18 protein-coding genes and 1 other RNA gene are annotated in these 21,951 nt (G+C 71.6%); 16 read left to right on the top strand and 3 right to left on the bottom strand.

Features of this window, described 5'->3' with window-relative positions:
- Positions 1-158 precede the first annotated feature (158 nt).
- The 3 genes from B082_RS0132440 (at position 159) to B082_RS0132430 (ending at position 3,583) form a co-directional block, all read left to right on the top strand.
- Positions 159-1,400 carry a serine/threonine-protein kinase gene (locus B082_RS0132440; protein WP_018555950.1) on the top strand — a complete coding sequence of 414 codons (1,242 nt, stop codon included), beginning with the start codon at positions 159-161 and terminating at the stop codon, positions 1,398-1,400.
- A 92-nt stretch (positions 1,401-1,492) separates the two neighbouring features.
- Positions 1,493-2,599 carry a peptide chain release factor 2 gene (gene prfB, locus B082_RS0132435; RefSeq protein WP_018555949.1) on the top strand — a complete coding sequence of 369 codons (1,107 nt, stop codon included), beginning with the start codon at positions 1,493-1,495 and terminating at the stop codon, positions 2,597-2,599.
- Between the two features lie 303 nt (positions 2,600-2,902).
- Positions 2,903-3,583, top strand: a complete 681-nt coding sequence (locus B082_RS0132430) for an LPXTG cell wall anchor domain-containing protein (protein ID WP_018555948.1) — start codon at positions 2,903-2,905, stop codon at positions 3,581-3,583.
- Between the two features lie 86 nt (positions 3,584-3,669).
- Here the strand turns inward: B082_RS0132430 and B082_RS0132425 are convergent, their stop codons facing one another.
- Positions 3,670-3,867: a hypothetical protein gene (locus tag B082_RS0132425; RefSeq protein ID WP_018555947.1), complete on the bottom strand. Its 198-nt coding sequence runs from the start codon at positions 3,865-3,867 to the stop codon at positions 3,670-3,672.
- A 268-nt stretch (positions 3,868-4,135) separates the two neighbouring features.
- On the opposite strand from B082_RS0132425, the gene ftsE reads away from it, so the two are divergent.
- The 10 genes from ftsE (at position 4,136) to B082_RS0132380 (ending at position 15,332) form a co-directional block, all read left to right on the top strand.
- Entirely contained in the window at positions 4,136-4,825 is a 690-nt protein-coding gene (gene ftsE / locus B082_RS0132420) for a cell division ATP-binding protein FtsE (protein ID WP_018555946.1), read from the top strand.
- Positions 4,826-4,848: 23 nt separating this feature from the next.
- On the top strand, positions 4,849-5,766 hold the full coding sequence (gene ftsX / locus B082_RS0132415; protein ID WP_018555945.1) for a permease-like cell division protein FtsX: 918 nt from the start codon (positions 4,849-4,851) through the stop codon (positions 5,764-5,766).
- A 68-nt stretch (positions 5,767-5,834) separates the two neighbouring features.
- Positions 5,835-7,016, top strand: a complete 1,182-nt coding sequence (locus B082_RS0132410; RefSeq protein ID WP_018555944.1) for a S41 family peptidase — start codon at positions 5,835-5,837, stop codon at positions 7,014-7,016.
- Positions 7,017-7,034: 18 nt separating this feature from the next.
- On the top strand, positions 7,035-7,523 hold the full coding sequence (gene smpB / locus B082_RS0132405; protein ID WP_018555943.1) for an SsrA-binding protein SmpB: 489 nt from the start codon (positions 7,035-7,037) through the stop codon (positions 7,521-7,523).
- A gap of 122 nt (positions 7,524-7,645) precedes the next feature.
- Positions 7,646-8,032: a transfer-messenger RNA gene (gene ssrA, locus B082_RS37645) on the top strand.
- Positions 8,033-8,374: 342 nt separating this feature from the next.
- Positions 8,375-9,052 carry a hypothetical protein gene (locus tag B082_RS0132400; RefSeq protein ID WP_018555942.1) on the top strand — a complete coding sequence of 226 codons (678 nt, stop codon included), beginning with the start codon at positions 8,375-8,377 and terminating at the stop codon, positions 9,050-9,052.
- The gene (locus tag B082_RS0132395) at positions 9,053-11,251 is read left to right on the top strand and encodes a glycosyltransferase (RefSeq protein WP_026250418.1); all 2,199 of its coding nucleotides are present in this window, start codon (positions 9,053-9,055) and stop codon (positions 11,249-11,251) included.
- Positions 11,248-12,588, top strand: a complete 1,341-nt coding sequence (locus B082_RS0132390; protein WP_018555940.1) for an acyltransferase family protein — start codon at positions 11,248-11,250, stop codon at positions 12,586-12,588. Before B082_RS0132395 ends, B082_RS0132390 begins: the two co-directional genes overlap by 4 nt.
- A 131-nt stretch (positions 12,589-12,719) precedes the next feature.
- Positions 12,720-14,054, top strand: a complete 1,335-nt coding sequence (locus B082_RS0132385) for a nitrate/nitrite transporter (RefSeq protein ID WP_018555939.1) — start codon at positions 12,720-12,722, stop codon at positions 14,052-14,054.
- Positions 14,055-14,180: 126 nt separating this feature from the next.
- A complete protein-coding gene (locus B082_RS0132380) occupies positions 14,181-15,332 on the top strand; it encodes a uroporphyrinogen-III synthase (protein ID WP_026250417.1) in 1,152 nt (383 codons plus the stop codon).
- Here the strand turns inward: B082_RS0132380 and B082_RS0132375 are convergent.
- The gene (locus tag B082_RS0132375; RefSeq protein WP_018555937.1) at positions 15,281-15,859 is read right to left on the bottom strand and encodes a DUF1772 domain-containing protein; all 579 of its coding nucleotides are present in this window, start codon (positions 15,857-15,859) and stop codon (positions 15,281-15,283) included. The genes B082_RS0132380 and B082_RS0132375 overlap by 52 nt on opposite strands.
- Before the next feature lie 100 nt (positions 15,860-15,959).
- Between B082_RS0132375 and B082_RS0132370 the strand changes: the two genes are divergently transcribed.
- Positions 15,960-16,532, top strand: coding sequence for a GNAT family N-acetyltransferase (locus tag B082_RS0132370; RefSeq protein ID WP_018555936.1), 573 nt, complete (start codon positions 15,960-15,962; stop codon positions 16,530-16,532).
- A gap of 131 nt (positions 16,533-16,663) precedes the next feature.
- Here the strand turns inward: B082_RS0132370 and B082_RS0132365 are convergent, their stop codons facing one another.
- Positions 16,664-17,203, bottom strand: coding sequence for a GNAT family N-acetyltransferase (locus B082_RS0132365; RefSeq protein ID WP_018555935.1), 540 nt, complete (start codon positions 17,201-17,203; stop codon positions 16,664-16,666).
- A 174-nt stretch (positions 17,204-17,377) separates the two neighbouring features.
- Between B082_RS0132365 and B082_RS0132360 the strand changes: the two genes are divergently transcribed.
- Both B082_RS0132360 and B082_RS0132355 read left to right on the top strand, forming a co-directional pair.
- Complete coding sequence (locus B082_RS0132360; protein ID WP_026250416.1) at positions 17,378-19,756, top strand: HelD family protein; 2,379 nt, start codon at positions 17,378-17,380, stop codon at positions 19,754-19,756.
- A 461-nt stretch (positions 19,757-20,217) separates the two neighbouring features.
- Entirely contained in the window at positions 20,218-21,651 is a 1,434-nt protein-coding gene (locus B082_RS0132355; RefSeq protein ID WP_018555933.1) for an NAD-dependent malic enzyme, read from the top strand.
- The last annotated feature ends 300 nt before the right edge of the window (positions 21,652-21,951 follow it).

Here is a 21,951-nt window from a genome sequence, read left to right as displayed (position 1 = left end):
GTAGCTATATCGACTTCCGCGGACCAATTCCGAGGCAATTCGCCCGCAGAAGTGAAGGTTGGCGCCAACCAGGGCGCACAGGCCCCCGATCGCCGCGTAACTTTGTCGACCGGGGGTTGTTGAGCGAGGGTCCATCGCCAGCCGCTGAGGGAGCAGTCTTGGCACGGAAAATCGGCAGCCGGTACACCGCCCACCAAATACTGGGGCGCGGCAGCGCCGGCACGGTGTGGCTCGGGGACGGCCCCGAGGGGCCCGTGGCCATCAAACTGCTCCGCGAGGACCTCGCGTCCGACCAGGAGCTCGTCGGCCGCTTCGTCCAGGAGCGCACCGCGCTGCTCGGGCTCGCCCATCCGCATGTCGTCGCCGTCCGCGACCTCGTGGTCGACGGCAACGACCTCGCCCTGGTCATGGACCTGGTCCGGGGCACAGATCTGCGCACCCGGCTCGACCGCGAACGCCGGCTGGCCCCCGAGGCCGCCGTCGCCATCGTCGCGGACGTCGCCGACGGCCTCGCCGCAGCGCACGCCGCGGGCATCGTCCACCGCGACGTCAAGCCCGAGAACATCCTGCTCGACATGGAGGGCCCGCTCGGCCCCGGCAACGCCCACCCCGCGCTGCTCACCGACTTCGGCGTCGCCAAGCTCATCGACACCCCGCGCCGCACCAAGACCACCAAGATCATCGGCACCCCGGACTACCTGGCGCCCGAGATCGTCGAGGGCCTGCCGCCGCGCGCCGCCGTCGACATCTACGCGCTGGCCACCGTGCTCTACGAACTCCTCGCGGGCTTCACGCCGTTCGGCGGCGGCCACCCCGGCGCCGTCCTGCGCCGCCATGTCACCGAGACCGTCGTCCCGCTCCCCGGCATCCCCGACGAGCTGTGGCAGCTGCTCGTCCAGTGCCTGGCCAAGGCCCCGGCCTCCCGGCTGCGCGCCTCCGAGCTGGCCGCCCGCCTCCGTGAGCAGCTGCCGCACCTGGCCGGCATCCCGCCGCTGGAGGTGGACGAGCCGGACGACGAGCCGGAGGCCCCGCAGGGCTACGACGAGCAGCAGTACACCCCGGCCGGCGACGAGCCCCGCAGGCGGGGAGCCGTACCGCTGGTCCCCGGCTCCTCCCCGGACTCCAACCGGGACACCCACACGAGCATGCGCGTCCCGGCCCCCGACGAGCTGTCCGGCGGCCCCCGGGGCACCGCCCGCGCCCCGCGCGCCCCCGGCCGGCCCCGCCCCGGCTCGGCCCGCAACAGGTCCGCCGCCATCCGCAAGCGCCGCCTCACCCTGGGCGCGGCCGCGCTCCTCCTGGTGGCCGGGATCGGGGTGGGCGGCTGGTTCGCGCTGAGCGGCGACGACTCCGGCGAGGGCCCGCAGGACACCAGGAACTCCGCCCCCGCGGCCCCCTGAGGGCGGCCCGGCCCGCCGCGCCCGGACGGCCCGTCGGGCGGTGATCGGGCGGCCCGAGGAACGTACGCGCCGACAGCCGTTACGCTGGACCCGTGGCAGTCGTCGATATTTCCGAAGAGCTGAAGTCCCTCTCCTCGACCATGGGGTCGATCGAGGCCGTCCTTGACCTGGATGCGCTGAGGGGGGACATCGCCCTGCTTGAGGAGCAGGCGGCCGCCCCGTCCCTGTGGGACGACCCGGAGGCGGCGCAGAAGATCACCAGCAAGCTTTCGCACCTCCAGGCCGAGGTCCGCAAGGCCGAGGCCCTGCGCGGCCGGATCGACGACCTCGAAGTCCTCTTCGAGCTCGCCGAGGACGAGGGCGACGCGGACGCGCAGGCCGAGGCCGAGGCCGAGCTCGAAGCCGTCCGCAAGGCGCTGGACGAGATGGAGGTCCGCACGCTGCTGTCCGGCGAGTACGACGCCCGCGAGGCGCTCGTCACCATCCGGGCCGAGGCCGGCGGCGTCGACGCGGCGGACTTTGCCGAGCGGCTCCAGCGGATGTACCTGCGCTGGGCCGAGCGGCACAACTACAAGACCGAGGTCTACGAGACGGCGTACGCCGAGGAGGCCGGCATCAAGTCGACCACCTTCGCCGTCGAGGTCCCGTACGCCTACGGCACGCTCTCCGTGGAGCAGGGCACCCACCGCCTCGTCCGCGTCTCCCCGTTCGACAACCAGGGCCGCCGCCAGACCTCCTTCGCGGGTGTCGAGGTGCTGCCCGTGGTCGAGCAGACGGACCACGTCGAGATCGACGAGTCCGACCTGCGCGTCGACGTCTACCGCTCCTCCGGCCCCGGCGGCCAGGGCGTCAACACCACGGACTCCGCGGTGCGCCTGACCCACCTGCCGACCGGCATCGTCGTCTCCTGCCAGAACGAGCGCTCGCAGATCCAGAACAAGGCGTCCGCGATGAACGTCCTCCAGGCGAAGCTCCTTGAGCGCCGCCGCCAGGAGGAGCAGGCCAGGATGAACGCCCTCAAGGGCGACGGCGGCAACTCCTGGGGCAACCAGATGCGTTCCTACGTCCTGCACCCGTACCAGATGGTCAAGGACCTGCGTACGGAGTTCGAGATGGGCAACCCGGAAGCGGTCTTCAACGGCGAGATCGACGGCTTCATCGAGGCCGGTATCCGCTGGCGCAAGCAGAGCGAGAAGTAGCCGGCAGGCGGCGCCCCGCGGGCCGGAATACGGAGAAGGTGTGGCGGGTGCGTCACAGTCGTGGCCCTGAAGCGCCGTCAACTCCCCCTGAAACCGGCCATACCGCCCCGGAACCGCCTTGACGTTCTCCTTAACTCTGGCAAGGGTGCTGGGGCAGCGTGTGTATGTCTGGACGGTTGTGAGCGGGGGCGGGCGGCATGGCCACAGCACCACGTGAGCCGGCGCTCGGAGCGAACCCTGCCGGAGAACCACCCCGTATACCGCTGCTCCACTGACGAGAACGGCTACTGGGGGTAGCAGTACATGACGAAGAAGACGCGCGTACGCGTCGCGCGGATCGCGGCGGGAGCGGTCATCGCCGCGGGTGCCTCGCTGACCGCCGCGGGCGCGGCGCAGGCCGTCGGCATCAATGTCGCAGGGGTGCAGATCGGCGCCGGGTCGTCGGCCGACGACCCGGGTGACGACGACGGCGAGCCGTGCAGCCCGGTCGACCCGCGGTGCGAGCCGACGGACCCGCCGACCGACCCCACGGACCCGCCGACGGACCCGACGGACCCGCCCACGGACCCGACCGACCCGACGGACCCGCCCACGGACCCGACCGACCCGCCGACCGATCCCACGGACCCGCCCACGGACCCGACGGATCCCACGGACCCGCCGACCGACCCGACGGACCCCACCCCGGACCCGACGGACCCGACGACGGACCCGACCGACCCCTCGGACCCGACCACCGACCCGACCGACCCCGGTGACGGCAGCGCCACCGCCGGTCAGACCGGTTCGACCGGTGGCGGCGGCAACACCGACACCGACTCGGTCGGCAACCAGCCGGTCGAGCAGGGCAAGGGCAAGGACGAGCTCGCCGAGACCGGCGCAGCCGAGACCACGTTCCTGCTGGTCGGCGCCGCGACGATGATCGCCGGAGGCATCGGCTTCCGCATCCTGCCGCGCCTGGTGAACAGCCGCACGGCCGCCTGAGGGCGCTGACGCACAGCTACGAGAGGGGCCCGGACCGCGATCGGCGGTCCGGGCCCCTCCCGTGTGAGCCGGTGGCAGGTGTCGGTCTACACGGTCTGGTGGGCCAGCACGGCCAGGGCGCCCAGGAGCACCACCATCAGGACGGCCAGCGTCGCGGGGCTGATCCCGGCGAACGGGCCCTGTCCCTGCTCCCGCATCCGCTCGCGGCTCGCCCGGCACACGGGGCACCGGCCCTCGTTCACCGGCGCCGCGCAGTTCGCGCACACCAGTCGGTCATAGGTCATGCGCTTTCCTCCTCCCGCGCGGCGGAGCCGCACAAGCAATCTCTCCGCACAACGCTCACGGAAACGCAACCGTTCCCCTACCACTGTGCCAGCTCGCCGGGCTTTCGGCCCGTCCCGGCGGATACGCCCCCGCCTATTCCCCGCCGCATCGCCCGGGAATCGGGGCCGTTTCACCGTAAATCACCCATCCCGGTACGCGTGCCTGCACGCCTGAGCCCGGTTCGCGTATGGTCACGCTCACCTACTCCCGGCCGACCGTGGTGCATCCGTGATCCGATTCGACAACGTCTCCAAGACCTACCCGAGGCAGAGCCGTCCCGCTCTGCGGGATGTGTCTCTCGATATCGAGAAGGGCGAGTTCGTCTTCCTGGTGGGCTCTTCCGGCTCCGGCAAGTCCACCTTCATGCGACTCATCCTGCGTGAGGAACGCGCCAGCACGGGGGCCGTCCACGTCCTCGGCAAGGACCTCGCGCGCATGTCCAACTGGAAGGTGCCGCACATGCGCCGCCAGCTGGGCACCGTCTTCCAGGACTTCCGGCTGCTGCCGAACAAGACCGTCGCCCAGAACGTGGCGTTCGCCCAGGAAGTGATCGGCAAGCCGCGCGGCGAGATCCGCAAGGCGGTGCCGCAGGTCCTCGACCTCGTCGGACTCGGCGGCAAGGAGGACCGGATGCCCGGCGAGCTCTCCGGTGGTGAGCAGCAGCGCGTGGCGATCGCGCGGGCCTTCGTCAACCGGCCCATGCTGCTGATCGCGGACGAGCCGACCGGAAACCTCGACCCGCAGACCTCCGTCGGCATCATGAAGCTGCTGGACCGGATCAACCGGACCGGCACCACCGTGATCATGGCGACGCACGACCAGAACATCGTCGACCAGATGCGCAAACGCGTCATCGAGCTCGAAAAGGGCCGTCTCGTACGCGACCAGGCGCGCGGCGTCTACGGCTACCAGCACTGAGCACCCAGCACTGAAAGGACGCCATGCGCGCCCAGTTCGTCCTGTCGGAGATCGGCGTCGGCCTCCGTCGCAACCTCACGATGACCTTCGCCGTCGTCGTCTCCGTCGCCCTCTCGCTCGCCCTGTTCGGTGGCGCGCTGCTCATGCGCGAGCAGGTCAGCACGATGAAGGACTACTGGTACGACAAGGTCAACGTCTCCATCTACCTCTGCGGCAAGGGCGACGCGGAGACGGTGGTCCAGTGCGCCAAGGGTGCGGTCACCAAGCAGCAGAAGGACGAGATCCAAGCCGATCTCAAGAAGATGGACGTCGTGGAGAAGGTGCTCTACGAGTCCTCCGACGAGGCGTACAAGCACTACCAGGAGGAGTTCGGCGACTCCCCGATGGCCGGCAACATCACGCCGGACCAGATGCCGGAGTCCTTCCGCGTCAAACTGCACGACCCGACCAAGTACAAGGTGGTCGCCACCGCCTTCGCCGGCCGGGACGGGGTGCAGTCGGTCCAGGACCAGAGAAGCATCCTGGACAACCTCTTCGGTCTGATGAACGGCATGAACGTCGCCGCGCTGTTCGTGATGGCGCTGATGCTCGTCATCGCGCTGATGCTGATCGTGAACACCGTCCGTGTCTCCGCGTTCAGCCGGCGCCGGGAGACGGGCATCATGCGGCTCGTCGGTGCCTCCGGCTTCTACATCCAGGCGCCGTTCATCATGGAGGCGGCCTTCGCCGGCCTGATCGGCGGTGTGCTGGCCTGCGTGATGCTGCTGGCCGGGCGCTACTTCCTGATCGACGGCGGACTCGCCCTCCAGGACAAGCTGAATCTGATCGACTTCATCGGCTGGGACGCGGTCCTCACCAAGCTGCCCCTGGTGCTGGCGATCGGCCTTCTGATGCCCGCCGTTGCCGCTCTCTTCGCGCTGCGCAAGTACCTGAAGGTGTGATGTGCGCCCCGTGAGGCGCGTGGCCAACGCACCATGCGCCCCCTGGACGTTGTCCTAGAATCGGCGCCATGTCGGACCCCGAGTGTCGCGTCGGGCCCCGCGGTCTGCGCCGCGGGGCGGCCCTGACGTTGGTCTTCGCGAGCGTCCTCGCCGCCGGAGCCGCGACCGGTGCGCTGCCCTACGGGGAGAAACCGCAACCCCCGGTGCACGTCCGCTCCGTGGCCGCCACCGCCGACCGCGACGCGGTGGCCGAGGCCGCCGCGGAGGCGGTCGCCGACGGCAAGTCCGGTACGGAGGCGGCCGAGGAGGTCGTCAGCCGCAGCGGCGACCGCTGGGGCGCCGTCTACGACGAGCGGGAGTACCAGGAGTTCGAGCAGGCCCTCGACGGCACGTACACCGGGGTCGGGCTCGCCGCCAGGCGCTCGGCGGACGGGCAGGTCTCCGTCTCCCGCGTCCAGCCGGGCAGCCCGGCCGACCGGGCGGGCATCCGCGCGGGCGACCTGCTCCGCACCATCGACGGCCGCCGCGTCGACCGCCTGCCGGTCTCCGACGTGGTGGCCCTGCTGCGCGGCGACGCCACATCGGCCGAGGTGGGGAGCACGGTCAGCCTGGGCGTCCGGCGCGGGACCGTCAGCAGGACCGAGACGCTGCGCCGGGCCCGTCTCGCCGTCGAGGCGGTGACCGTGCGGCGGATCGGGGGTTCCGGTTCCGCCGGGGCGGTGCTGATCGAGGTCGGCTCGTTCACCAAGGGCTCGGGTACGGCGGTGCGCGACGCGGTCCGGCAGGCGCCGGCGGGCGCCGGGGTGCTGCTGGACCTGCGCGGCAACCCGGGCGGGCTCGTCAAGGAGGCGGTCACCGCGGCCTCCGCCTTCCTGGACGGCGGCCTGGTCGCCACGTACGACGTGCACGGTGAGCAGCACGCCCTGTACGCGGGGGCGGGCGGGGACACCGAGCGCCCGGTCGTCGTCCTCGTCGACGGCGGCACCATGAGCGCGGCCGAGCTGGTGACGGGCGCCCTCCAGGACCGGGGCCGCGCCGTCACGGTCGGCTCGCGCACCTTCGGCAAGGGTTCCGTCCAGATGCCGAGCGAGCTGGCGGGCGGTTCGGTGGCCGAGCTGACCGTGGGCCACTACCGCACACCGGCCGGGCGCGGGGTCGACGGGAAGGGCATCACACCGGACCTCGCGGTCAGCTCGCGGGCCCAGGAGCGGGCCGAGACGGTATTGAGTGGCCTCGGGGGTGGGTCGTAGTGCGAAAATGGCCGCACTATGGCTAAGGAAAAGGACACCGGGCGCAAGCTCATCGCGCAGAACAAGAAGGCGCGCCACGACTACACCATCCTCGACACCTACGAGTGCGGCCTCGTGCTCATGGGCACCGAGGTCAAATCGCTGCGCATGGGCCGCGCGTCCCTGGTCGACGGGTTCGTCCAGATCGACGGCGGCGAGGCGTGGCTGCACAACATCCACGTCCCGGAGTACGTCCAGGGCACCTGGACCAACCACTCCGCCAAGCGCAAGCGCAAGCTGCTGATGCACCGCGCCGAGATCGACAAGCTGGAGTCGAAGTCGCAGGAGACCGGGCACACGATCGTGCCGCTCGCCCTGTACTTCCTGAACGGCCGGGTCAAGGTCGAGATCGCGCTCGCCAAGGGCAAGAAGGAGTACGACAAGCGCCAGACGCTGCGCGAGAAGCAGGACACGAGGGAGACGAACCGCGCCATGGCGGCGGCCCGCCGCCGTCAGCGGAGCGCCTGAGCGGGTCCCGGCACCGGCCGCCGGCCGGTCCGGCGGGAATACGCTGGCATCGGCCCGCGTTGGTCACGTACGATGGCACTGCACCCCGGCGAGGGTGTGTACCACCTTTGAAAAATCAACATGGGGATGATCGGTTTCGACAGCGGATGTCGAAGCAGGGGAAGCGAGTCGAGGAAGCGGCAATGATCTCGTAAACCATATGTCGCAACCAATAATCGCCAATTCCAAGCGCGATTCCTCCGCCTTCGCCCTTGCTGCCTAATTAGCAGCTAGCGAAGACTCTGCGGAGTGTCAGCCCGGGGGTGATCCCGACCCGGATCCTGGCATCATTCAGGGATCTAAACTTCTGAGTCCGGTCACGGGTCTCTGAAGGAAATCAAACAGTGACTGGGCCTGTCGGAGGCTTGTCCGTGTGACCTCCGGGGCCGAGAAAAGCGCAGCGGACTGCACTCGGAGAAGCCCTGGTTCCGCACCGTTGGACGCGGGTTCGATTCCCGCCATCTCCACAATTCCCATGTGAACGAGGACCCCGTTGCCACCGGCAGCGGGGTCCTCGCGTTGTGCGCCCGGACAGGCTCACGAGCGGGTCCGGCGCGAGGGGGCGTGCGCCCGGCGTGCGTGCCTGTGCCGCGCTCCCACCGGAGAGACGGTCGCAGCACGGTTCGAAAACAGATGTATCTCTCATGTTGAACAACAACGGTCAGCGGGTTCGGACTGTCCTCGGCGTGCGCTACATTCATGGACCGGGTGCACGTGGTATGGGCTCGTGGACAGGGTGGGGGCCCGGTCCTGAGACACACGGCCGGTCAGTTGTGCGCACCCGATCCTGAGTGGGGGAAGTGCGTACACCAGTGGAAACTTGGCGTGAAGATGCCCGGACAGGGCACACACACGAGCCGAACGAAGTCACCATCCAGCTGGACGGCCTGGGACGGCAGCTCTCCGAGCTCCTCCCGGAACCCAGCGCTCCGGATGACTCCGACGGCCCCGTCTTCGTGGACGAGAGCGGCCGTCGCGGCAAGACGCTGCGCCGGGTCGGCTGGGTCCTGGCCGCGGTCTTCGTCTGTTACGCGGTGACCCTGGTCATCGCCATGCTCGGCGGCAACTCCAGCGCCCCCTCCCTCCCGATCTCCGGCCAGGAGGAGCACCAGAAGACGGAAGAGGTGCAGGCGCCCGCATCGCCCGACGCGAGCCCCAGCACCGAAGCCACCCCCGGTGCGAGCACCGGCGCCTCGCAGCCCGCCCCCGACCCCGGAAGCAGCGCGGCCCTGCCGGGCGGCACCGGCACCGAACGTTCCCCGGCCCCCGGAACCAGCTCCGCCGCCTCGACGCAGGCCACCCCGAAGGGGGACGCGGGCACCGCCGGGAGCAGCGGCAGCAGCACACCCGCCGGGGAGGCGACGGCCTCCGGGCGGCCCGCCGACGACGGGACCCCGGTCGCCGATCCGGATCCGCCGGCCCCCGACACCACGTCTCCCACCGCCGAGCCCCCGGACCCGCCCGCGCAAGAACAAGAAGGCGCCAACTAGATGACCACCCCTGCCCCCCGGGGCAGGCGCAACAACCACAGGAAGAAGCAGACGCGCCGGCGCAGACTTCCCATGCGCTACATGCTGCCCCTCCTGTTTCTCGTTGCCCTGCTCGCCATGCTGATGCTGCGTGGCTACGTACACAGCGAAATCCTCGCCGACCACCGCGTCCAGCACCCGGTCGGCACCGACCGCGTGCCCGACGAGGTGCTGGAGGGCGGGCCGGTCATCGACGCCCGGAGCACCACCGAGCCCGCGAAGTCCCTGCGCATCCCCGACCACAAGATCGTGCTGACCTTCGACGACGGCCCGGACCCGGTGTGGACGCCGAAGGTGCTGGACGAGCTGAAGAAGTACGACGCGCACGGTGTCTTCTTCGTCACCGGCACCATGGCCTCGCGCTACCCGGACCTGGTCGCGCGCATGGTCAAGGAGGGCCACGAGGTCGGGCTGCACACCTTCAACCACCCCGATCTCTCCTACCAGTCCACCAGCCGCATCGACTGGGAGCTGTCCCAGAACCAGCTGGTGCTGGCGGGCGCGGCCGGCATCCGCACCTCGCTGTTCCGGCCGCCCTACTCCTCGTACGCCGACGCCATGGACAACAAGTCCTGGCCGGTCACCCAGTACGTCGGCAGCCGCGGCTACCTCACCGTCGTCAACAACACCGACAGCGAGGACTGGAAGCGGCCGGGCGTCAGGTCGATCATCAAGCGGGCCACGCCCAGGCACGGCAAGGGCGCGATCATCCTGATGCACGACTCCGGGGGCGACCGGTCGCAGACCGTCACCGCCCTGGGGAAGTTCCTGCCGAAGATGCAGAAGCAGGGCTACACGTTCGCCAACCTCACCGACGCCCTCGGCGCGCCCAGCGCGCACACCCCGGTCACCGGCTTCGACCTGTGGAAGGGCAAGGCGTTCGTCTACGCCGTGGACGTCTCGGACCACATCACCGATGTGATGGTGGTCGGCCTCGCCGTCATCGGCGTGCTGGTCTTCGCCCGCTTCGGACTGATGCTGCTGCTGTCCTTCGCGCACGCCCGGCGGGTCCGCAGACGCGGCTTCCGCTGGGGCGAACCGCTCACCCGCCCGGTGACCGTCCTGGTGCCCGCGTACAACGAGAGCAAGTGCATCGCGAACACGGTGCACTCGCTCGTGGCAAGTGACTATCCGGTCGAAGTCATCGTGATCGACGACGGCTCCACGGACGACACCGCGGACATCGTCCAGCGGATGCGCCTGCCGAACGTCCGGGTGGTGCGCCAGCGCAACGCGGGCAAGCCCGCCGCCCTGAACAACGGCATCGCGCACGCCCGCAACGACATCATCGTCATGATGGACGGCGACACGGTCTTCGAGCCGTCCACCGTCCGTGAGCTGGTGCAGCCCTTCGCCGACCCGCGCGTCGGGGCCGTCGCGGGCAACGCCAAGGTCGGCAACCGCGACTCGCTCATCGGCGCCTGGCAGCACATCGAGTACGTGATGGGCTTCAACCTCGACCGCCGCATGTACGACCTGCTGCGCTGCATGCCCACCATCCCCGGCGCGGTCGGCGCCTTCCGCCGGGACGCGCTGGACCGCATCGGCGGCATGAGCGAGGACACCCTCGCCGAGGACACCGACGTCACCATGGCCCTGCACCGGGACGGCTGGCGCGTCGTCTACGCGGAGAACGCCCGCGCCTGGACCGAGGCGCCGGAGACCGTCCAGCAGCTCTGGTCGCAGCGCTACCGGTGGTCGTACGGCACGATGCAAGCCATCTGGAAGCACCGCCGCGCGGTCATCGAACGGGGTCCCTCGGGCCGCTTCGGACGCGTCGGACTGCCCTTCGTCGCCCTGTTCATGGTCGTCGCCCCGCTGCTCGCCCCCCTCATCGACGTCTTCCTGCTCTACGGGATCGTCTTCGGCCCCACCCAGAAGACCGTCGTCGCGTGGCTCGGCGTCCTCGGGGTGCAGCTCGTCTGCGCCGCGTACGCCTTCCGGCTCGACCGGGAGCGGATGACGCATCTGATCTCGCTGCCCCTCCAGCAGGTCCTCTACCGGCAGCTCATGTACGTGGTGCTGCTCCAGTCCTGGATCACCGCTCTCACCGGAGGCCGGCTGCGCTGGCAGAAGCTGCGCCGTACGGGGGTCGTCGAGGCGCCCGGTGCGATGCAGTCCCAGAGCAGGCGCGGCAACGACCGGAGGCCCGTCGCATGACCTACCCGAACCACCCCTCCGGGCACCCGCAGCAGCCGTACGGGGAGCCGCACACCGTGCCGTTCCCGGTGCAGCCGCCGCCGCGGCACCGGGCGCGCCCGGCCGGCGGTCCGGCGCCGTGGGCGGAGCCGCCCGAGCCCTGGGTCCGGGAGCCGGCGCCCGCGGCGACGCTCGCGCCCGCCCCCGAGCAGGCGCCCGCCCCGGCGCCCGCCAAGGGCGGCCGGGACCGCTATCTCGACCTGCTGCGGGCCGTCGCGCTGGTCCGTGTCGTGGTCTTCCACCTCTTCGGCTGGGCGTGGCTGACCGTCGTCTTCCCGTCCATGGGCGTCATGTTCGCCCTGGCCGGATCGCTGATGGCCCGGTCGCTTTCACGGCCCGCGTGGAGCGTCATCCGCAGCCGGGTGCGCAGGCTGCTGCCGCCGATGTGGGCGTTCGCCGCGGTCGTCGTACCGGTGGTCTTCCTGCTGGGCTGGAAGCCGGTGCGGGAGGAGGGCATCTGGTGGTTCCTCAAGCTGGCCTGCTACGTCCTCCCGATCGGCACGCCGCCCTTCCCCTGGGAGAACGGCTCCGAGAGCGGCCTCCTGGAGTCCTCCTGGGCCGAACAGGCCCTCGGGCCGCTCTGGTACATCCGCGCCTACCTGTGGTTCGTCCTGGCCTCCCCGCTGCTGCTGAAGGCCTTCCGGAAGCTGCCCTGGGTGACGATGCTCGCCCCGGTCGGGCTCACCGCCGTCATCGGCACCGGCCTGGTCACCGTGCCGGGCACGGCCGGTGAGGGGCTGGTCGACTTCGCGGTGTTCGGCTCCTGCTGGATCCTCGGCTTCGCGCACAACGACGGGCTGCTGAAGACCGTTCCGCGCTACCTCTCGGTGTCGCTGGCCGCGATCCTCATGGCCTTCGCGCTGTGGTGGGCCTCCGGCCACCTCACCGAGGAGGGCTGGAACCTGGACGAGATCCCGCTCGCCCAGTCCGCCTGGTCGCTGGGCTTCTGCGTGATCCTGCTCCAGTACGCGCCCTCCTGGCGGGAGCTGCCGGGGCGGCTGGCCGGCTGGGACAGTCTGGTCACGCTCGCCAACAACCGGGCGGTGACGATCTACCTCTGGCACAACCTGCTGCTGATGGCCACCTTCCCGATCATCGACCAGCTGTGGGAGGTGCCCTGGGTCGGCGACCACCTCGGCACCTACATCGACGCCTCGTACAACACGCTGGCCCTCATCCTCATCTGGCCGCTGATAGGGCTGATGATCGTCTCCGTCGGCTGGGTCGAGGACGTCGCGGCCAAGCGCCGCCCGAGGCTCTGGCCCAACGGGACCGGCAAACCCCGCGCCCGGCACTGACCCCCGTCTCACCGGGCCGGCCCCGGCCCGGTGAGAGCAAGGTTGCCCACAGGTCACCTCGCGGCACCGCGCCGAAACGCGCGCTCCCTAGGTTCGGGACAACACCCCCGAGCCCCCCGTGGAGGCGCGTGATGGCCGGCCGTTGGATCGAGCAGTGGGACCCGGAGGACGAGACCTTCTGGCGGACCAGGGGCGAGCGGATCGCCCGCCGCAACCTCTGGTTCTCCGTCCTGTCCGAGCACATCGGCTTCTCCGTCTGGACCCTGTGGTCCGTGATGGTCCTGTTCATGGGACCGGAGTACGGGGTCGACCCGGCCGGCAAGTTCTTCCTGATCTCCACCGCGACGCTGGTCGGGGCCCTCGTCCGGGTGCCGTACACCTTCGCGGTGGCCCGGTTCGGTGGCCGGAACTGGACGGTGTTCAGCGCGCTCACCCTGCTCGTGCCGACGGTCGCCGCCCTCGTGGTGATGAAGCCGGGGACCTCGTACGCCACCTTCCTCACGGTGGCCGCGCTCACCGGGATCGGCGGCGGCAACTTCGCCTCCTCGATGACCAACATCAACGCCTTCTTCCCGCTGCGCCACAAGGGCTGGGCGCTCGGCCTCAACGCGGGCGGCGGCAACATCGGCGTGCCCGTGGTGCAGCTGGCCGGGCTCCTGGTGATCGGCACGGCGGGGGCCGCGCACCCGCGGATCGTGCTCGGCGCGTACATCCCGCTGATCCTGCTGGCCGCGGTGTGCGCCGCGCTCTTCATGGACAACCTGGCGCCCGTACGGAACGACACCGGGGCCGCGAAGGACGCGGTGCGCGACCCGCACACCTGGATCATGGCGGTGCTCTACATCGGCACGTTCGGCTCGTTCATCGGCTACAGCTTCGCGTTCGGGCTCGTCCTCCAGACCGGGTTCGGCCGCACCCCTCTCCAGGCCGCCTCGCTCACCTTCATCGGCCCGCTGCTCGGCTCGCTGGTCCGGCCCGTCGGCGGCCGGCTGGCCGACCGGTACGGCGGCGCCCGCATCACCCTCGTCAACTTCGCCGCGATGGCCGCCGCGACCTGCGTCGTCGTATACGCGTCCCGCACCGCGTCACTGCCCGTGTTCCTCGTCGGCTTCACCGCCCTGTTCGCGCTGTCCGGGCTCGGCAACGGCTCGACGTACAAGATGATCCCCGGCGTCTTCCACGCCCAGGCCCTCGCCCGGGGGCTGCGCGGCGAGGAGGCGGCGGCCCGGGGGCGGCGGCTGTCCGGGGCGGCGATGGGCCTGATCGGCGCGGCCGGGGCGCTCGGCGGGCTCGCCGTCAACCTGGCCTTCCGCCGGTCCTTCGAGACCTCGGGCACCGGAACGGCCGCCTTCTGGTCCTTCCTCGCCTTCTACGCGGTGTGTTCGGCGCTCACCTGGGCGGTATACCTTCGCCCCGCCGCGGCGGCCCTCGCGAAGCCCCAGCTCAGCCACGCCGAGGTGGGATGATGCAGGGGCGGCGCCCGGCGCCGTAACGAGCGGGAAATACGGCTGAACCGGGTCTGTCACGCGGCGTTGGCAGGCTCGGTCCTCCGCACCATCGAGCAGCAGCGGGACGAGAGCCGGGTAGACCTCATGCACGACGGACAGCACGACGCACAGCACGGGCCCCTTTCCGGCTTCACGGTCGGGGTCACCGCCGCACGCCGGGCGGAGGAGCTGGGCACCCTGCTGCGGCGCCGGGGCGCCGCCGTGGTGCACGCCCCCGCCCTGCGGATCGTGCCGCTCGCCGACGACGGCGAACTGCTCGCCGCCACCGAGGAACTGATCGCCGACGCCCCGGACGTGGTCGTCGCGACCACCGCGATCGGCTTCCGCGGCTGGATCGAGGCCGCCGACGGCTGGGGCATCGGCGACCGGCTCCTGGAGACCCTGCGCGGCGTCGAACTCCTGGCGCGCGGCCCCAAGGTGAAGGGCGCCGTCCGCGCCGCCGGCCTGACCGAAACCTGGTCACCGGCGTCCGAGTCCATGGCCGAGGTCCTCGAACGGCTCCTGGCCCAGGGCGTCGACGGCCGCCGCGTCGCCCTCCAGCTGCACGGCGAACCCCTCCCCGGTTTCGTGGAGTCGCTGCGGGAGGCCGGCGGCGAGGTCGTCGGCGTCCCCGTCTACCGCTGGATGCCGCCGGAGGACATCGCGCCCCTGGACCGTCTCCTGGACCTCACCGTCGCGCGCGCCCTGGACGCGGTGACCTTCACCAGCGCCCCGGCCGCCGCCTCGCTGCTGCGCCGGGCCGAGGAGCGCGGGCTGCTCGCCGAGGCGGTGACCGCCCTGCGCGGCGACGTCGTGCCCGCCTGTGTCGGCCCGGTCACCGCCGTGCCGTTGCAGGCGCGCGGCATCGACACCGTCCAGCCGGAACGCTTCCGGCTCGGTCCGCTCGTCCAGCTCATCTGCCGGGAACTGCCCGCCCGCGCCCGCACGCTGCCCGTCGCCGGCCACCGCGTCGAGATCCGCGGCCACGCCGTCCTGGTCGACGAGGAGCTGCGCGCGGTGCCGCCGGCCGGGATGGCCCTGCTGCACACCCTGGCCCGCCGGCCGGGCTGGGTGGTCTCCCGCGCCGACCTACTGCGCGCCCTGCCCGGCAGCGGTACGGACGAGCACGCGGTGGAGACGGCGATGGCCAGGCTGCGCACCGCGCTGGGCGTGCCCCGGCTGATCCAGACCGTGGTCAAGCGCGGCTACCGGCTGGCCCTGGACCCGGCGGCCGACGCCAAATACGCCGGTTCCTGAGCGGGGCCACTCCGGCGCGCACCGGCGTACGGGGCGCGCAGCAAGAGCGCGAGCGCGGCGGTGCACAGGAGGGCGCGCAGGGTGTTCCACGCGTTCCAGGCGTCCTCGAACCGGTCCCGCACGGCGGCCGGATCGGAGAGGCGCGCGGGGTCCCCGGCGTCGGCGAGGGCGTTGTTGAGGGGCACGTTGACGCCCGAGGTGAGCAGGAACGCCACGGCGTACACCACGAGCGCGGCGACGATCCACCCGCGCGGCCCGGGGGAGCGGCGGTGCTGCCAGGCGGCGACGGCGGTCAGCAGCAGGGCGCCGAAGAAGCCGGCGAAGAAGACCGGGTTCTCGATGACGTCGTTGATGTCCCGCATGACCGCGATGAAGGTCCGGTCGTCGCTGCGCCCGAGCGCGGGCATCACCGCGCAGGAGAACGCGTAGAAGGTGCCGGCCGTCAGACCGGTGGTGACGGCGGCGGCGCCGAGGACGAGACGGTGGGATGCGGGGGTCGGCCGGTCGGGCCGGGCGGTGGTGGTCATGGGTCCAGTGAAGGGGCGGCGAGGCGCCCGTTCCATGGCCGGGAAGCGCAGCCGCCTACGCGAGCGTCCACGCCATCGGCGGCCCGGATAGCGTGCGGTCATGATCGATGACGTGCACCCGCTCGACGCGGAGATCCGGCTGCGCCCCGCGTCGGCGTCCGACGCCGCCTCCCTCGCCGCCTCGCTGACCCGCAGCCGGGCGTACATGAAGCCCTGGGAGCCGGAGCGGCCCGACTCCTTCTACACACCGCAGGGGCAGCGCGAGCGGCTGGCCGGACTCCTCGCGGAGCGGGCGGCGGGTCGCGTGGTGCCGTGGGTGCTGTGCGACGGCGAGGACCGGGCGGTCGGCGGATTCAACCTCAACGCCGTGGTGCTCGGCCCGTTCCGCAGCGCGACCCTCGGCTACTGGGTGGACGTCGCGTACGCGGGCCGGGGCCTGGCCACGGCGGCGGTGCGGCTCATCTGCGGGCTGGCCCGGGACGAGCTGCGGCTGCACCGGATCGAAGCGGGCACGGTCCCGCACAACACGGCGTCCCAACGGGTGCTCGAAAAATGCGGGTTCGAGGAGTTCGGCATGGCCCCGCGCTACCTCCACATCGACGGCGAGTGGCGCGACCACCGGCTCTTCCAGCGCATCCTGCACGACGGCCCGGTGACCGGCGCGCGGGACTGAGGCCGGCCGGCCACCCCGCGCGCGTGTGCGGTGGCGTTGATTCGTGGAACCCGGCTCGGTGGTGCTCCGGCTACGCCGCGCGCGCGTGGCGGTGGCCCTGATGGCCGGACGCATCGCCCAGGAGGACCCGGCTACGCCGCGCGCGTGTGGCGGTGGCCCTCGTCCGGCCACGGCGGGCACGGGGGCAGCAGCTCCGTGAAGGCGTACCCGGCCTTCTCCGCCACCCGGCACGACGCCTCGTTGCCCACCTGGTGCAGCAGTTCGAGCCGGACGAGCCCGTCCCCGGCGAACCGCGAGAACGCCCAGTCCGAGAGCGCTTCGAGGGCGCGCGGGGCGAGGCCCCGGCCGCGTGCGGGCGCCGCCGTCCAGTACCCCACCTCGGCCGAGGGCGAGCCGGGCGCCGGGAAGGAGAGGGCGACGTTGCCCACCGGACCGTCCCCGAGCCCCGGGTCCACCACCGCGAAGCCGTACCGCAGACCCGAGGCCCGGCCCTCCTCCTGGGTCCGCAGCCACGCGGCGGCCGCCGCCTCGTCCGCCACGGGCGCCCGCGAGCCCGCCCGGATCGCCGGATCGCGGTAGGCGTCGAGCAGCACCCCGAGGTCGCCGGGCAGCCAGGGGCGGAGCACCAGGGAACCGGCCAGGAGACGGTCGTCGCGCGGATCGGCGTTCATCCGGTCATCGTACGAGTGGAGTTGACGCGGCCGCCCCGGCACCGGCGGTGCCCCGGGGGCCCGTCACGCAATCGATATCCGGAAGCGCCCCGCGCGGGCGGGGCGGCAGGTGCGCGAAGGGCCCCCGTCGCATAGGCTTGACGGCTGCCCAATGCACGTCAGAAGGGGGCCTCGGTGGCCGCGCAGGATGCCGCTGTCGATTCGTTGCGGGACCGGGAGATCGGTGTCGAGCAGGAACATCTCGACCGTGTGTACCACCGCCTTGAGGAGAAGATCCACGAGGCGGAATTTCTCATGAACGATGCCGTCAAACGCGGCCAGGTGGGGACACCGGGGGCGCTCGCCGAGCGCGACGCCCAGGTCTTCCGCGCCGGAATCCACCTCAACCGGCTCAACAGCGAGTTCGAGGACTTCCTCTTCGGCAGGATCGACCTGCTGCTGGGCAAGGACGGCGAGCGCGGCCCCGACGGCGCCTTCACCTCCGTCGAACCCGCCGACGACGTGGTGCGCGAGGACGGCACCGCGGACATCGCCGAGACGCTGCACATCGGCCGCATCGGGGTCCTCGACTCCGACTACGCCCCGCTCGTCATCGACTGGCGCGCCCCGGCCGCCGCGCCGTTCTACCGCTCGACGCCCAAGGAGCCCGGCCGGGTGGTCCGCCGCCGCGTCATCCGCTCCAAGGGCCGCCGGGTCCTCGGCGTCGAGGACGACCTGATGCGCCCCGAGCTGACCGCGTACCTGGACGGCGACAAGCTCCCGGTCGTCGGCGACGGCGCCCTGATGGCGGCGCTCGGGCAGGCCCGCAGCCACACCATGCGGGACATCGTCTCCTCCATCCAGGCCGAGCAGGACCTCGTGATCCGGGCGCCCGCCGCCTCCGTCACCGAGGTCTCCGGCGGCCCCGGCACCGGCAAGACCGCGGTCGCCCTGCACCGCGCCGCGTACCTGCTCTACCAGGACCGGCGGCGGTACGCGGGCGGCATCCTCGTCGTCTCGCCGACGCCGCTGCTGGTCGCGTACACCGAAGGCGTGCTGCCCTCGCTCGGCGAGGAGGGGCAGGTCGCGATCCGCGCCGTCGGCTCGCTCTCCGACGAGGCGGCGGGGCCGGACGGGGCGACCACGTACGACGAGCCGGCCGTCGCCCGGATCAAGGGTTCCTCGCGGATGCTCCCGGTGCTGCGCAAGGCGGCCCGCGGCGCGCTGGAGCAGCCCGCCCCGCGCCCCGCGCCCCGGGACGGGCAGCTGGAGTTCGGCGGGGCGGACGAGACCCCGCAGCGCACCGGCACGCCCACCCGGCTGCGCGTGGTGGCCTTCGGCGCCCGGGTCGAGCTGCTGGAGGACGAGCTGCGGCGCATCCGCAACAACGTGCTCAGCGGCACCGCCCCGGTCAACCTGCTGCGCCCGCGCGCCCGCCGGCTGCTGCTCGACGCGCTGTGGAATCGTTCCTCCGGCCGGGGCCGCTACACCGACCCCGAGCTGGCCGCCGAGCTGCGCTCCTCGTTCGACGAGGACGTGTCCACCGAGACCCCGTTCATCGAATTCCTGGACGCCTGGTGGCCCGAGCTCACCCCGCGCGGGGTGCTCGCCGCGATGGCCGACGAGAAGCGGCTCGCCCGGTGGGCGCGGCGCACCCTCAACCAGGGCGAGGTGCGCCGGCTCGCGCGCTCCCTCAAGCGCCTGGACGCCGCGGGGCGGGGGCCGCTCTCGGTCCACGACGTGGCGGTCCTGGACGAGCTCCAGACGCTGCTCGGCACTCCCAGCCGCCCCAAGCGCAAGCGCGAGGCGGACCCGCTGGACCAGCTCACCGGCCTGGAGGAGCTGATGCCCCGGCGCGAGGAGACCCAGTGGGAGCGCGCCGAGCGGCTCGCGGCGGAGCGCACGGAGTACGCCCACGTCATCGTGGACGAGGCGCAGGACCTCACGCCGATGCAGTGGCGGATGGTCGGCCGGCGAGGCCGGCACGCCACCTGGACCATCGTCGGCGACCCGGCCCAGTCCTCCTGGTCCGACCCGGACGAGGCGGCGGCCGCCCGTGACGAGGCGCTGGGCAGCCGCCCGCGCCGGAACTTCACGCTGACCGTCAACTACCGCAACCCGGCGGAGATCGCCGAGCTGGCCGCGAAGGTGCTGGCGCTCGCGATGCCGGGCATGGAGTCCCCGGCGGCGGTCCGCTCCACGGGTGTGGTGCCGCGCTTCGAGACCGTGCGGGACGGCGACCTGGCCGGCACCGTGCGCGCGGAGGCGGGGCGGCTGCTCGGCGAGGTGGACGGCACGGTCGGGGTGGTCGTGGCGATGAACCGGCGCGCGCAGGCCCGCGAGTGGCTCGCGGAGCTGGGCGAGCGGGTGGTGGCGCTGGGCAGCCTGGAGGCGAAGGGTCTGGAGTACGACGCCACGGTGGTCGTCTCACCGGCCGAGATCGCGGACGAGTCCCCGGCGGGGCTGCGGGTGCTGTACGTGGCGCTGACCCGGGCGACGCAGCAGCTCACGGTGGTCTCGGGGGAGCGCGACCTGCCGGACGGGGACGGGGTGCCGGACCTGCTCAGGGACTGAAGCGGGGGCGGCGGACGGTCGCTTTCCGGGTCAACCCGCGCGGGGGAATCACTTTTCCAGGTGGTTTGTTAGCCTGGAAGCGGCACCGGCTCGATCCAAGCCCCCGGGCCCAACCTTAGTCGCTTCGAGCGACCACTTGCCGCGAGGCGAGCATGGCGGGCCGGTGCCGTTCAACTGAACGAAGAGGCCCGCGTCACCCTCCGGTGGCGCGGGCCTCTTCGCGTTCCCTCCCCGTTCCTTCCCCGTTCCCCTCTTCCTTCCCCGTTCCCCCGCGCGGCCCCCGGCAGGGGTTCCGTCGCACCCCCATCTTCTCGTATGGTGGAAAACAGTTTCCGCGCTGCGACAGTCATTAACGGCTACTCGTCGGTAGGTGCGAATATCGGAAGGCGTGTCCGCTACCGAGGATGCTCGGGCTTCGGACACGCGTAGCAATGAAGCTAAGGAAAGCGAAGGACTCGGCCATGGCAACGGCGCCCAGCGTCTCGTACTCGATGACGGTCAGGCTGGAGGTGCCCGCGAGCGGCACAGCGGTCTCCCAGCTCACCACGGCCGTGGAGTCCTCCGGCGGCTCGGTCACCGGCCTCGACGTGACCGCTTCCGGCCACGAGAAGCTGCGGATCGACGTCACGATCGCGGCCTCCTCCACGACGCACGCCGACGAGATCGTCGAGGGGCTGCGGGCCATCGAGGGCGTCGTCCTCGGCAAGGTCTCCGACCGTACGTTCCTCATGCACCTCGGCGGCAAGATCGAGATGGCGTCCAAGCACCCCATCCGCAACCGTGACGACCTCTCGATGATCTACACCCCCGGGGTGGCCCGCGTCTGCATGGCGATCGCCGAGAACCCCGAGGACGCCCGCCGCCTCACCATCAAGCGCAACTCCGTCGCAGTCGTGACGGACGGCTCCGCGGTCCTCGGCCTCGGCAACATCGGCCCCAAGGCCGCGCTGCCCGTGATGGAGGGCAAGGCGGCCCTCTTCAAGCGCTTCGCCGGCATCGACGCCTGGCCGATCTGCCTGGACACCCAGGACACCGACGCCATCGTGGAGATCGTCAAGGCCATCGCGCCGGGCTTCGCGGGCATCAATCTGGAGGACATCTCCGCGCCGCGCTGCTTCGAGATCGAGGCCCGGCTGCGCGAGGCGCTGGACATCCCCGTCTTCCACGACGACCAGCACGGCACCGCCATCGTGGTCCTCGCCTCGCTGACCAACGCCCTGCGCGTGGTGGGCAAGGCGATCGGCGACGTGCGGGTCGTCATGTCCGGCGCCGGCGCAGCCGGTACGGCGATCCTCAAGCTGCTCATCGCCGCCGGCGTCAAGCACGCCGTGGTCGCCGACATCCACGGCGTGGTGCACTCGGGCCGCGAGGACCTGCGCTCCGCCGACCCCGACTCGCCGCTGTGCTGGATCGCCGGCAACACCAACCCCGAGAACGTCACCGGCACCCTCAAGCAGGCCGTCGTCGGCGCCGACGTCTTCATCGGCGTCTCCGCCCCCAACGTGCTGGACGGGGACGACGTGGCGGCCATGGCCGAGGGCGCGATCGTGTTCGCGCTCGCGAATCCGGACCCGGAGGTCGACCCGGCCATCGCCCGTCGCACCGCGGCGGTCGTCGCCACCGGACGCTCGGACTTCCCCAACCAGATCAACAACGTGCTGGTCTTCCCCGGCGTGTTCCGCGGACTGCTCGACGCCCAGTCGCGCACCGTCAACACGGAGATGATGCTCGCCGCCGCGCGCGCCCTGGCCGACGTGGTCGCCGAGGACGAGATCAACGCGAACTACATCATCCCCTCGGTCTTCAACGACAAGGTCGCCGGAGCGGTCGCCGGGGCCGTCCGGGACGCCGCCAAGGCGGCCGGAGTCGCTGTGACGGGGCCCACGTCCGTCTGACGTACGGCGCGTCGTGGGTCGCGGTGCCCCAAACGCCCCTTTAGGGTGGGCGGGCGACGCGTCCCGCAGAGCCCCGCACCCGCTGCGGACCGCTTTGGGGGAGTCGACGAGACGTCACCACGACGAGGCAGTGGTGGTTTTCGTCCGACTCCCGGAGGGTGCCGGATTGGCTTTCCCGCCGCAGGTGGGGGCAGGATGCTTCCTCAAGGACTACGTCCAGGGGAGACCCCACAGGGCGCGAGGTCTACCGGACCCTCTGAAGGGCAGACCCGGGTACGGGGACTGTCCGAGGGCCCTGGC

This window comes from Streptomyces sp. ATexAB-D23, assembly GCF_000373645.1.
GTDB lineage: Bacteria > Actinomycetota > Actinomycetes > Streptomycetales > Streptomycetaceae > Streptomyces > Streptomyces castrisilvae.
This window is presented reverse-complemented; position numbering and strand designations above follow the sequence as displayed.

Excerpts from the sequence above, each read along its gene's own strand:
- B082_RS0132430 (WP_018555948.1), top strand. The coding sequence starts at position 2,903 with ATGACGAAGAAGACGCGCGTACGCGTCGCGCGGATCGCGGCGGGAGCG.
- B082_RS0132425 (WP_018555947.1), bottom strand. The coding sequence starts at position 3,867 with ATGACCTATGACCGACTGGTGTGCGCGAACTGCGCGGCGCCGGTGAAC.
- ftsX (WP_018555945.1), top strand. The coding sequence starts at position 4,849 with ATGCGCGCCCAGTTCGTCCTGTCGGAGATCGGCGTCGGCCTCCGTCGC.
- B082_RS0132410 (WP_018555944.1), top strand. The coding sequence starts at position 5,835 with ATGTCGGACCCCGAGTGTCGCGTCGGGCCCCGCGGTCTGCGCCGCGGG.
- smpB (WP_018555943.1), top strand. The coding sequence starts at position 7,035 with ATGGCTAAGGAAAAGGACACCGGGCGCAAGCTCATCGCGCAGAACAAG.
- B082_RS0132395 (WP_026250418.1), top strand. The coding sequence starts at position 9,053 with ATGACCACCCCTGCCCCCCGGGGCAGGCGCAACAACCACAGGAAGAAG.
- B082_RS0132390 (WP_018555940.1), top strand. The coding sequence starts at position 11,248 with ATGACCTACCCGAACCACCCCTCCGGGCACCCGCAGCAGCCGTACGGG.
- B082_RS0132385 (WP_018555939.1), top strand. The coding sequence starts at position 12,720 with ATGGCCGGCCGTTGGATCGAGCAGTGGGACCCGGAGGACGAGACCTTC.
- B082_RS0132380 (WP_026250417.1), top strand. The coding sequence starts at position 14,181 with ATGCACGACGGACAGCACGACGCACAGCACGGGCCCCTTTCCGGCTTC.
- B082_RS0132375 (WP_018555937.1), bottom strand. The coding sequence starts at position 15,859 with ATGACCACCACCGCCCGGCCCGACCGGCCGACCCCCGCATCCCACCGT.
- B082_RS0132370 (WP_018555936.1), top strand. The coding sequence starts at position 15,960 with ATGATCGATGACGTGCACCCGCTCGACGCGGAGATCCGGCTGCGCCCC.
- B082_RS0132365 (WP_018555935.1), bottom strand. The coding sequence starts at position 17,203 with ATGAACGCCGATCCGCGCGACGACCGTCTCCTGGCCGGTTCCCTGGTG.
- B082_RS0132355 (WP_018555933.1), top strand. The coding sequence starts at position 20,218 with ATGGCAACGGCGCCCAGCGTCTCGTACTCGATGACGGTCAGGCTGGAG.